The organism is Streptomyces sp. NPDC036764 (assembly GCF_055609385.1).
This window is the reverse complement of record NZ_JBVJPT010000001.1, coordinates 1,630,145-1,642,956: the sequence shown is the minus strand read 5'-3', so window position 1 is coordinate 1,642,956 and position 12,812 is coordinate 1,630,145. Positions and strand designations below refer to the sequence as shown.

General features: G+C 72.3%; 1 protein-coding gene. It reads right to left on the bottom strand.

The annotated features are described in order from the left end of the window. Positions 1 to 138 precede the first annotated feature (138 nt). Complete coding sequence (locus tag ACZ69Q_RS06500) at positions 139 to 12,801, bottom strand: SDR family NAD(P)-dependent oxidoreductase (RefSeq protein WP_471037322.1); 12,663 nt, start codon at positions 12,799 to 12,801, stop codon at positions 139 to 141. Between the last annotated feature and the right edge of the window lie 11 nt (positions 12,802 to 12,812).

The window sequence follows — 12,812 nt, the reverse complement described above, 5'->3', positions numbered from 1 at the left end:
GCCGAATCAGGGCGCTGGAAGTCGTGCCGGGGCAGGGTCAGGAGACTCGGCCCGGTGGCCGTCGACCGGTAACCGGCCGATCGCCGGTGGCGGGTCGCCGAGCCAGAGCCGGGCAGAGCGGGGTGTGCGGCGGGGTGGTCATTCGGCGACCCAGGGCTTGTCGTCGAGAAGGGCGAAGAGCTCGTCGTCGGTGGCGTCGTCGATTGCGACGCGGTTGCCCTGGTCCGGGTCCTGTCCGCCCCCGTCGGTGGCGCCCGCCGACCACGTGGCGAGCAGTTGCTGGAGCCGGTCGCCGATCGCGGCGCGCACGTCGTCGTCCGCGGCCGGCGCGGTCTCGGCGAGGACCGTGCGGAGCTTGTCCAACTCGCCCATGAGGAAGGCGGTGTCACCGTCGTCGACAGGGGCGAGTTCCACGCCGAGGTGGTCGCGGAGGGACAGGATGGTGGGGTGGTCGAAGATCAGGGTGGCGGGGAGCTGCAGCCCGGTCACGTTGTTCAGACGGTTGCGGAGATCCACTGCGGTGAGGGAGTCGAAGCCGAGCTCCTTGAACGCCCGCGACGCGTCCACCGATCCGGCCGAGGCGTGCCCCAGCACGCCGGCCACCTCGGCCAGCACCGCGTCCAGCAGCACACGGTCCCGTTCGACCGAGCCCAGCCCACGCAGCCGCTCGGCGAGGCCGCCACCGTCGGCAGCGGCACCCGAGGCGGCGACGCCCCAACGCCGCCCCGCCGCCGGCGCCAAGTCCCGCAGCACGGAGGGCACCCGGCCCCCCGAGAGCGCCGAGGGACGGAGGGCTACGGGGACGGCGTTCGGCTCGTCGACTACGAGCGCGGCATCCATCAGCGCCAACGCCTCACTCGCGGCCAACGGCGGCAGTCCCCCACGCCGCAACCGCGCGAGGTCCGCCTGCGGCAACCGGCCCCCCATACCGGCCTCCCACATGCCCCAGGCCAGCGATACGCCGGGCAGCCCCTGGGCACGGCGAGTGGCCGCGAGGGCGTCGAGGACGTTGTTCGCGGCGGAGTAGGCGGCCTGACCGGCATTGCCCACGACACCGGCGAAGGAGGAGAAGAGAACAAAGGCGGAGAGATCACGGTCGACCGTCAACTCATGCAGAAGCAGCGCCGATTCGGCCTTCGCGGCCATGACACGGGCCAGCCGCTCCGGCGTCAGATCGGCGACAAGACCGTCGTCCAGTACGCCCGCCGCATGCACGACACCCGACAGGTCGACCCCGTCCAGTACGGCGGCGAGCGCGGCACGATCGGAGACATCACACGCCCGCACCTCCACTCGGGCACCCAACTCCGCCAACTCGGAGCTGAGTTCAACGGCGCCGACGGCTTCGAGCCCGCTCCGGGAGACGAGGAGCAGGTCCCGCACGCCGTGCTCGGTTACCAGGTGCCGGGCGACCTCCGCGCCCAGACCACCGGTGCCACCGGTGATCAGCACCGTGCCGTCGCCGCTCCACGGCGTCGGCACCCGCAGCACGAGCTTCCCGACATGCTTGGCCTGGCCGAGCCGGCGTAGCACCTCCGGCGCCCGGGAGAGGTCGTACGAAGTCGACGTCACCGGCCGCAGCGCGCCCTGCTCGAACAGCTCCAGCAGCGCCGCCCACATCCCCGCGATCCGGTCCGGACCCGCGTCGAACGTGTCGAACGCTCGGTAAGTGACGCCCGGGTGTGCGGTCGCCACCTTCTCCGGGTCGCGTACGTCGGCCTTGCCCATCTCGACGAACCGGCCACCGGGTCGCACCGACCGCAGCGACGCGTCCACGAACTCACCCGCGAGCGAGTCCAGCACCACATCGACACCCGGCCGGAACCGCTCCTCGAACTCGGTCGTCCGGGAGGAGGCGATCCGCTCATCGCCGATCCCGAGGTCCCGCAGGACGGGCCACTTCGGCTCACTCGCCGTCGCATACACCTCGGCCCCCAGTTGCCGGGCAAGCTGTACGGCGGCCATGCCCACACCGCCGGCAGCGGCGTGGATCAGCACGGACTCGCCTTCCTTGAGTCCGGCGAGGTCGACCAGGGCGTAGTAGGCGGTCAGGAACACGATCGGCACGGACGCCGCCTGCTCGAACGACCACCCCTCCGGCACCCGCGCCAACAACCGCGCATCCGAGACGGCCGACGGACCGAACGCACCGTCCAGCAGACCCATCACCCGGTCACCGACCGCCAGCCCCGTCACCTCCGGACCCAGCTCGACCACGACACCGGCACCTTCGTACCCCAGCCGCCCGGCATCCCCGGGGTAGGTACCCAACACGTTCAGCACGTCACGGAAGTTCACACCCGCGGCGCGCACCGCCACCCGCACCTCACCGGGGCCAAGGGCACGCGGTTCCTCCGTGATCACCGCCACGCCGTCGAGACGGCCCTGCTCGGCGACCTCCACGCGCCAGGTCGTGCCCGGGGCCGGAGCCGGCGGCACGAGGACGCCGCCCGAAGCCATCCGGACCAGTCGCGGTACCCACGCCTCGCCGTCGCGGAGGGCGAGTTGGGGCTCGTCGAGGGGGGCGAGCCTTTCGGCGAGGGTGCGGTACGAGGCCGCGGTGCCGTCGACGTCGGCGAGGGCGAGGCGGCCGGGGTGCTCGCTGATCGCCGACCGGACCAGGCCCCAGGCACCGGCGCCGGACAGGTCCGGGGTGTCGGTGCCGGAGGCGTGGTGCAGGGCGACCGCACCGGTGGTCAGTGCCACCAAGGGCGTGTCAGCCCATCGCTCATGTGCGAGCCAGGTCCGCATGGCACCCAGGAGATCAGCAACCGGACTCAGGAGTTCACCAGAGTTGGCCCCGACCGCCAGTCCGACGGCCACCGGGGCGGGCTCGCCCCCGTGCACGGCTGCGACCAGGGCGTCCAGGTCGGCGTAGTGCTTGGTCGGTACCCCGGACTCACGCCATGCGGCCGTGTCACGGTCGCCCACCACCGCCCAGTGACCGGTGCGGGCGGTCTCGGGGCGATCGGTGCTGGGCAACTGCACCCAGTCGAGACGGAACAGGCCGTCCGGGCCGGTGGCCGCCCGTGTCAGGTCGGCCGCCGAGACGGGGCGCAGCACCAGCGAGTCGACCACGGCGACGGGGGCGCCGGCGGCGTCGGCGACATGCAGCGCGTACGTATCGGATCCGCGCGGGGTGAGCCTGGCCCGCACGACGCTCGCGCCGACGGTGTGGAAGGCGGCACCCGACCAGAGGAACGGCAGCAGCGCTCCCTGCTCCTCCTCTCCCGCGCGCAGGGCGAGGGCGTGCAACACGCTGTCGAGGAGCGCCGGGTGGAGCCCGAAGGCGGTGGCCTCGCCGGTGGCCGGCTCGGGTAGGGCCGCTTCGACAAGCAGGTCGTCGCCGGAGGTCCAGGCGCGGGCCAGGCCGCGGAAGGTGGCGCCATAGGAGAGTCCGGACCCGTGGAGTCGCTCGTAGAGGCCGTCGAGGTCGAGTTCACGGGCCCCGGCCGGCGGCCAGGTGCGCAGTTCGGGTGCGGCCGAAGGCGTGGCTGCCGCGTTGTCCAGGAGGCCGGTGGCGTGCGTGGTCCAGGGCTGGTCGGGGGCCGCGTCGTCGGGCCGGGCGTAGATGTGCAGGGCCCGGGCTTCAGCGCCGTCCGCTGCCGGGGGCTCCACGGTGATCTGGACCGTGACGCCTCCGTCGGAAGGCAGCACGAGCGGCGCCTGAAGGGTGAGTTCGGCCAGCCGCCCGCAACCGGCGCGGTCGCCTGCCTGGAGGGCGAGCTCGACGAACGCCGTGCCCGGTACGACGACATTGCCGGCCACGACATGGTCGGCGAGCCACGGATGCGTACGCACCGACAGGCGGGACGTCAGCAGCAGGGTGTCGGAGCCGGCCACGGTGACGGCCGCGCCGAGCAGCGGATGTTCCGCGGGGGCCAGGCCGAGGCCGCGTGCATCGGCGGCGGCGCGGGCCGGCTCGAGCCAGTAGCGCCGCCGCTGGAAGGCGTACGTCGGCAGCGACACCCGGCCCGCACCGCTGCCCTCGAACAGGGCCGCCCAGTCGACACGCGTCCCCCGGACGAAGAGCTCGGCGAGTGCCGTGAGCAGGGTCTCGGCCTCCGGGCGCCCCTTGCGCAGAGCGCAGAAGGACGGCGCGAACGCCGGGTCGACCAGCCCACTCAGCACCGGATCGGGTCCGATCTCCAGCAACCGTCCGGCACCGAGCGACCCCGTCGCGGTGGCCAGGGCGTCGTGGAAGAGGACGGGCCGGCGCACCTGCTGGACCCAGTAGGAGGGGTTGGTCCAGTCGCCCTCCCCGACGGTCTCACCGGTGACCGACGAGGCCGCCGCGACAACGGGGCGACGGTAGGTGATCTGTTCGGCGACGGCGGCGAACTCGTCGAGCATCGGCTCCATGAGCGGGGAGTGGAAGGCGTGCGAGACGCGCAGGCGGGTGACCCGGCGCCCGCGTTCACGGATAGCCGCCATGACCCGCTCGACGCCGTCCTCGGCGCCGGACACGACCACTGCGGCCGGTCCGTTGACGGCGGCGATCGTCACGTCGTCGCCGTCGGCGAGCAGCTCGGTGATCTCCGCCTCGCCGGCCTCCACGGCGGCCATCGCACCGCCCTCCGGCAGCGCCTGCATCAACCGAGCCCGAGCCGCCACCAACCGCACCGCATCCGGCAGTTCGAAGACACCCGCCGTGAAGGCGGCAGCGAATTCACCGATGGAGTGACCCAACACCACATCCGGTGTCACACCCCACGAACGCAGCAGCGCAACGGACGCGACCTGGACCGCGAACAGAGCGGCCTGGGCGTAGCCCGTGCGATCGAGAAGGGCTGCGGCCTCGGAGCCCTCGACCGCGAAGAGGACATCCCGCAGCGGCAGCGGGAAGCCGTCCACGCCGGACAGCTCGGTCTCCAGCAGAGCCGCGGTCTCGTCGAAGACGCGGGCGAAGTGCGGGTAGGCGGAGTGGAGTTCACGTCCCATGCCGAGACGCTGACTGCCCTGACCCGTGAACATCCAGGCGGTACGACCGTCCGCGACAACACCGGTCACGGCGGGACCGGCCAGCCCCGACCGCAAGGCATCACCATCACGCCCGAGCGCAACCGCCCGATGCTCCAGAGCAGCCCGGGCCGTGGCCAGGGACAACCCGACGTCCACCGGACCGACGTCATGGGTCTCGACGTGCGCCACCAGCCGTGCCGTGGCGGCGTGCAGGGCATCGGCGGTGCGAGCCGATACGACCCACGGAATCACCGGAAGGTCGGATACGGGGTCTGGCTTCCGAGCCGAAGGAGTCGCGGGGGCTTCTTCGAGGATGATGTGGGCGTTGGTGCCACTGATGCCGAAGGACGAGACGCCTGCCCGACGCGGACGCTCACCACGCGGCCACGCCCGCTCCTGCGTCAGCAGCTCCACCGCACCCGCCGACCAGTCCACATGCGAGGACGGCTCATCAACGTGCAGGGTCCGCGGCAGACGCTCACGCCGCAGCGCCATGACCATCTTCGCCACGCTCGCGACACCGGCCGCCGCCTGCGCGTGCCCGATGTTCGACTTGATCGAGCCAAGCCACAACGGGTCGTCATCGGAGCGCGCCTGACCATAAGTTGCCAGCAGAGCTTGCGCCTCGATCGGGTCGCCGAGCCGGGTGCCGGTGCCATGCGCCTCGACCGCATCCACCTCGGAGGCGTCAACACCCGCCGCGGCCAACGCCTGCCGGATCACCCGCTGCTGGGACGGACCGTTCGGCGCGGTCAGCCCATTGGACGCACCGTCCTGATTGACCGCACTGCCCCGCACCACCGCCAGCACCGGATGGTTGTTACGGCGAGCGTCGGACAGCCGCTCCAGAACGAGAACGCCACCGCCCTCGGCCCAGCCGGTCCCGTCAGCGGCATCGGCGAACGACTTGCACCGCCCGTCACCCGCCAGCCCACCCTGCCGCGCGAACTCAAGGAAGATCGTCGGCGTCGCCATGACCGTGGCGCCACCGGCCAACGCAAGATCGCACTCACCCGACCGCAACGCCTGGCAGGCCAGATGCAGGGCGACCAGAGCCGACGAGCAGGCGGTGTCCACGGACATCGCCGGCCCCTCAAGCCCCAGGGCATAGGCCAGGCGGCCGGACGCAACGCTGGGTGTGCTGCCCGTCAGCAGGTACCCCTCGGTGTTGCCCTGTGGATCGTCGACCGTGCCGCTGCCGTACCCGTTGGCGGAGACGCCGGCGTAGACGCCCGTCGGGGTTCCACGCAGCGAGGACGGATCAATACCCGCGTCCTCCAACGCCTCCCACGCCGTCTCCAACAACAACCGCTGCTGCGGATCCATCGCCAACGCCTCACGCGGCGAAATCCCGAACAACTCAGCATCGAAAAGCGCCGCCCCCTCGACGAAACCACCGACCGCAGCCAACCCCTCCAACAAAGCGGGATCCCAACCACGATCCGCCGGCAACGCCGACAAACCGTCCCGCCCCTCCACCACCAGATCCCACAACCCCTCAGCAGAATCCGCACCACCCGGGAACCGGCACCCCATCCCCACGATCGCCACCGGCTCATCCACAGCCGACGCCACTTGTGCACGCGGCTGCGAGGGGGTCTGCGCGGCGATCTCGCCGAGGACCAGTTCGAGGAGGTGGTCGGTCAGTGAGTTGGGGTTCGGGTGGTCGAAGACGAGGGTGGCGGGGAGCGCGATACCGGTCGCGGAACCGAGGCGGTTGCGCAGATCGACGGCGGTGAGCGAGTCGAACCCGAGGTCCTTGAAGCTGCGGGTCTCGTCCACGGACGCGGCCGAAGCATGGCCGAGCGCCACTGCGACCTGCGCCTGGACCAACTCCAGTACAGCCCTGCGCTGTTCGGTCGGCGCCAGCCCGCCGAGACGGCGTGCGAGCTCGCCGCCTGCCCCGGTGGCAGCGCCGAGAGTACGACGACGTGCCCGGAGGGGCACCAGATCGTGCAGCACTGCGGGCAGGGCACCGTGGACCGCCTCGCCGAGTGCCGAGGTGCGCAGGGCGACGGGGACGGTGAGTGGCTCGTTCACCAGCAGAGCGGCATCCAGCAGCGCCAGCCCCTCACCCGTCTCCAACGCCGGGAAGCCCTGCCCCGCCATCCGCTCCAACTCGGCCTCGCCCAGCGTGCCGCCCATCCCGTCGGCATTCGCCCACATGCCCCACGCCAGCGACACGGCCGGCAGCCCGCGCGCCTGGCGGGCTACCGCCAGAGCATCCAGCACACTGTTCGCCGCCGCATACGCCGCCTGACCGGCATTACCCACCACACCGGCGAACGACGAGAACAGCACGAACGCCGACAGCTCACGATCAGCCGTCAACTCATGCAAAAGCAACGCCGATTCAGCCTTCGCGGCCACCACACGGCCCAGCCGTTCAGCCGACAGGTCACCGATCAGGCCGTCATCGAGCACACCCGCCGCATGCACCACACCCGACAGATCCACCCCGTCAAGGACAGCGGCCAGCGCATCACGATCAGCCACATCACATGCCCGCACCTGGACACGAGCACCCATCTCCTCGAGTTCTGCCGCGAGTTCGGCGGAACCAGGGGCCCCGGGACCGCGCCGGGACACCAGCAGCAAATCCCGTACCCCGTGCTTGGTGACCAGGTGCCGGGCGACCTCCGCACCCAGACCACCCGTCCCACCCGTGATCAACACCGTGCCCTCACCACCCCACGGCGACGGCACGGAAAGGACAACCTTCCCGACGTGCTTGGCCTGGCCGAGCAGGCGCAGCGCCTCCGGCGCCTGGGAGATCCCGTATGCGGTGACCGGGGCGGGCCGCAGGATGCCGTCCTCGAACAGCTCCAGCAGCGCGGTCCACATCTCGGCGATCCGGTCCGGACCGGCGTCGATGAGGTCGAAGGCGGTGTAGTCGATGCCGTGCTCGGCCCGCACCTGCTCAGCGTCGCGGATGTCCGTCTTGCCCATCTCCACGAACCGCCCACCCGGCCGCACCAACCGCAACGAGGCATCCACGAACTCACCCGCAAGCGAGTCCAACACCACATCCACACCCGACCGGAACCGCTCCTCGAACTCCGTCGTCCGCGACGAGGCGATCCGCTCCTCCGCAACCCCCAGCTCACGCACCACCGGCCACTTCGGCTCACTCGCGGTCCCATAGACCTCACCGCCAAGGTGCTGGGCAAGCTGCACGGCAGCCATCCCCACACCACCCGCAGCCGAATGGATCAACACCGACTCGCCCGCCCGCAGCCCGGCCAGATCCACCAGCGCGTAATACGCGGTCAGGAACACGATCGGCACAGACGCCGCCTGCTCGAACGACCAACCCTCCGGCACCCGGGCCAACAGCCGCGCATCGGTCACCGCAGTCGGAGCGAACGCCCCGTCCAGCAGGCCCATCACCCGATCACCGACCGCCAGACCGGTCACCTCCGGACCAACCTCCACGACCACACCGGCACCCTCATGCCCCAGCCGGCCGGCATCGCCCGGATACATCCCCAGGACGTTCAGCACGTCACGGAAGTTCACCCCCGCCGCCCGCACCGCGACCCGCACCTCACCGGCCCGCAACGCACGCGGCACCTCCGGCACCAGAGCAACGCCATCAAGCCGCCCCTGAGCCACCACATCCATCCGCCAACCGGCACCCGCACCCACCGGAGGCACCAGCACCCCACCCGACGCCATCCGCACCATGCGCGGCACCCGTGCCAGCCCCCGGCGGATGAGTACTTCGCTCACCGTCTGCGGGACCCCGGCGAGCGTCTCCCAGGAGGCTGGGTCGAGGTCGATGTCGGCGAGGGCGATACGGCCCGGGTGTTCGGTCGCGGCCGTGCGGACCAGGCCCCGGACGGCGGCGATGGACGGATCGGTGAGGGGCTCGTCGTCGTCGGCCGGCCCCGAGAGCACGATCAGCAGGCGGGAGTCGGCGAGGCCCGGTTCCCGCAGCCACTCCTGGATCGTGCCGAGTGTCTCGGCGACGGTCTCCCGGAGGGTGCGTGCGGGGGCCGCCGTGAGCGGCAGGGCCACGGTGCCCGGCGTTGGCATGCCGGCGTCGAGTGCCGTGCGCAGGGCGTCCAGGTCGGCGTACGAGGTGCCGTGGCGGGCGGACGGGTGCCCGTCCAGGAGTGCGCCCAGGACGGCCCACTCGGCGGTCCCGGCGTCTCCGGTCTCGGTCAGGGGGCGCCAGTCCACGCGGAACAGCGCGTCGCGGACGAAGGAGTCGCCGGTCTCCGGCTCCGTGAGTGTGACGGGGCGCAGCAGGAGGCTGTCGATGGTGGCGACGGGTTCGCCGGTCGCGTCGGCGACCCGGAGTTCGACCGTGTCCTCGCCTCGCGGCCGCACGCGGACGCGGACCGTGGACGCCCCCACGGCGGACAGCTCCACACCGGACCACAGGAACGGCAGCCGGGTGCCGTCCTGCTCCCACAGGCCCAGGACGTGCAGCACCGAGTCCAGCAACGCCGGGTGCACGCCGTATCCCTCGGCGCCGTCCGTGGCAGCTTCGGGCAGTGTGGCCTGGACGAACCAGTCCTCCCCGGAGCGCCATACGGCCTCCAGGCCGCGGAAGGCCGGGCCGTACGACAGTCCTGCTGCTCCCAACCTCTCGTACAGACCGCCGAGTTCGACCTGCTCCGCGCCCTGCGGCGGCCACACGCGCAGGTCCCATGTCTCTCCCGCCGGGGCGGTCTCGGCGATGGTGCCGGAGGCGTGGAGCGTCCAGGGCAGTTCGTCGGCCGGGTCGTGCCGGCGGGCGTGGATGCGCAGGGCTCGGTGTCCGGCGGCGTCCGGCGACTCGACGCCCACCTGCAGTTCGACGGCCCGGTCCGCGGGGAGAGCGAGCGGGGCGTGGAGGGTGAGGTCGTCGACGTGGTCGCAGCCGGCCCGCTCCCCCGCGGCCAGCGCCAGTTCGAGCAGCGCGGTGCCGGGGACGATCACCGTGCCCGCCACTACGTGGTCCGCGAGCCAGGGCTGGTCGGCGACGGACAGCCGAGCCGTCAGCAGCAGTGTGTCGGTGTCGGCGACGGACACGGCGGCGCCCAGCAGCGGGTGGCGGACGGGGCGCAGGCCCAGGCCCGCGGCGTCGGCGGTGGTGCGCGGGGCTTCGAGCCAGTAGCGGCGGCGCTGGAAGGCGTACGTCGGCAGGGGCACCTCGCGGGCGCCGGTGCCGGTGAAGACGGCCGCCCAGTCGACCGGGGTGCCGCGGACGAAGAGCTCGGCGACGGCGGCCAGGGCTGTCTCGCGTTCGTCGCGGTCTCGGCGCAGCACGCATGCCGCGGGGGCCGTGTCGACGAGGGCGGACAGGACGGGGTCGGGGCCGAGTTCGAGGAAGCGGGCGACGCCCAGTTCGTCCACGGCCGTGCGGGCGGCGGCATGGAAGCGTACGGCCTCCCGCACCTGTCGTACCCAGTAGTCGGGGCTCGCCCAGTCGTCGCCGTCGAGCACGGCTCCGGTGAGGGTGCTCACCGCGTGGAGGGTGGGTCGGTGGTAGGTCACCTGGGCGGCGATTTCGGCGAACTCCGCCAGCATCGGCTCCATGAGCGGGGAGTGGAAGGCGTGCGAGACATGCAGCAGTGTGGCCCGGCGGCCCTGTTGACGTGCCGTCTCGAGCAACTGTCGTACGGCGTCGTCATGGCCGGAGACCACGACGGACGTGGCGCTGTTCACCGCGGCGATGACGACGCCGTCGGTCAGGAGCTCGGCGGTCTCCGCCTCCGTGCCCTCGATCGCGGCCATGGCCCCGCCCTGCGGCAGGGCGCGCATGAGCCGTGCCCGGGCCGCCACCAGCCGTACGGCGTCGGGGAGTTCGAGGACTCCGGCGGCATGGGCGGCGGCGAACTCGCCGATCGAGTGGCCCAGCACGACGTCGGGCTCCGTGCCCCAGGAGCGCATCAGCCGGATGAGGGCGACTTGCAGCGCGAAGAGGGCGGACTGGGCGTAGCCGGTGTCCTGGAGGGTCTGTTCGTCGTCGCCGAAGAGGACGGAGCGCAGGGGCTGCCCGAAGCCGAGTTCGGCGTCGAGGAGTGCGCAGACCTCGTCCAGGGTGGTGGCGAACTCGGGGAAGATGGCGGCGAGTTGGCGTCCCATGCCGGGTCGCTGGCTGCCCTGTCCGGTGAACATCCACGCCGTACGGCCCTCGGTCGCCGCGCCCTTGATCACGGGCGCGGTGAGCTGCGCGCGCAGGTCGGCGAGGTCGCGGCCGAGGACGACGGCGCGGTGGTCGAGGGCGGCGCGGGTGGCCGCGAGGGAGAAGCCGGTGTCCAGGGGGTCGGCGTCGACCGAGGCGAGTCGTTCGGTCTGGGCGCGCAGGGCGTCGGCGCTGCGCCCGGAGACGACCCAGGGGATGACGGGCAGTTCGACCGCCGTGGCAGGGGGGACCGGGACAGCCGCAGTGGCTGCCGGAGTCTCGGCGTCCTCGGCGTCGGGCTCGCCGGGGGCCGGGGCGCCGTCGGATGTCGTCGCGGCAGGGGCCGACGCCTCCTCGATGACGACGTGGGCGTTCGTACCGCTGATGCCGAACGACGACACACCCGCCCGGCGCAGCCGCTCACCGCGCGGCCACGCCCGCTCCTCGGTCAGCAGCCGCACCGCACCCGACTCCCAGTCCACGTGGGAGGACGGCTGCTCGGCGTGCAGGGTGCGCGGCAGTCGCTCCGCGTCGAGCGCCATCACCATCTTCATCACACCGGCCACGCCCGCCGCCGCCTGGGTGTGCCCGAGGTTGGACTTCACGGACCCCAGCCACAGCGGCTCACCGTCGCCGTCGCGTGCCTGCCCGTAGGTGGCGAGGAGGGCCTGGGCCTCGATGGGGTCGCCGAGCCGGGTGCCGGTGCCGTGCGCCTCGACCGCGTCGACCTCGGCCGGTGACAGACCGGCGTTCGCGAGGGCCTGGCGGATCACCCGCTGCTGGGAGGGCCCGTTCGGCGCGGTCAGCCCATTGGACGCACCGTCCTGGTTGACGGCCGTACCCCGTACCACCGCGAGTACCGGCCGACCCTGTCGACGCGCCTCGCTCAACCGCATCAGCACCAGGACGCCCGCGCCCTCGGACCAGCCCGTGCCGTCAGCCGACTCCGCGAACGCCTTGCACCGGCCGTCCGACGCCAGCCCGCCCTGCCGGGAGAACTCCACGAAGGTGGCCGGGGTGGCCATGACCGTCACACCGGCGGCGAGGGCCGTATCGCACTCCCCCGACCTGAGCGACTGGGCCGCCAGATGCAGCGCCACCAGCGACGACGAGCAGGCCGTGTCCACGGTCACCGCAGGGCCCTCGAAGCCGAAGACGTACGCCACCCGCCCGGAGAAGACGCTGCCGGCGTTGCCGTTGGCGAGCAGCCCCTCGACCTCGTCCGGCGTCGCCGGCAGCCGGGACGCGTAGTCGTGGTACATCAGCCCCGCGAACACGCCCGTGCGCGAGCCGCGCAGCGACAGCGGGTCGACGCCGGCCCGCTCCAGCGCCTCCCACGACGTCTCCAGCAGCAACCGCTGCTGCGGATCCATCGCGAGCGCCTCACGCGGCGAGATCCCGAACAGCTCCGCGTCGAACTCGGCGCCGTCGTGCAGGAAGCCGCCCTGCCGCGACGACGACTGGCCCGGCCCGTCCCCGAACAGTCCCGTCAGGTCCCAGCCGCGGTCCGCCGGGAACCCCGACACACCCTCGCCGCCAGATGCCACCAGGTCCCACAGCGCCTCCGGCGAGTCCACACCGCCGGGGAACCGGCAGCCCATCCCCACGATCGCGATCGGCTCGTGGTCCCGGGCCTCGACCTCGCGCAGCCGCTGACGGGTCTGGCGAAGGTCGGTGGTCAGCCGCTTGAGATACGTCAGAGTCTTGTCGTCAGTGGGCACGCGAATCCTGT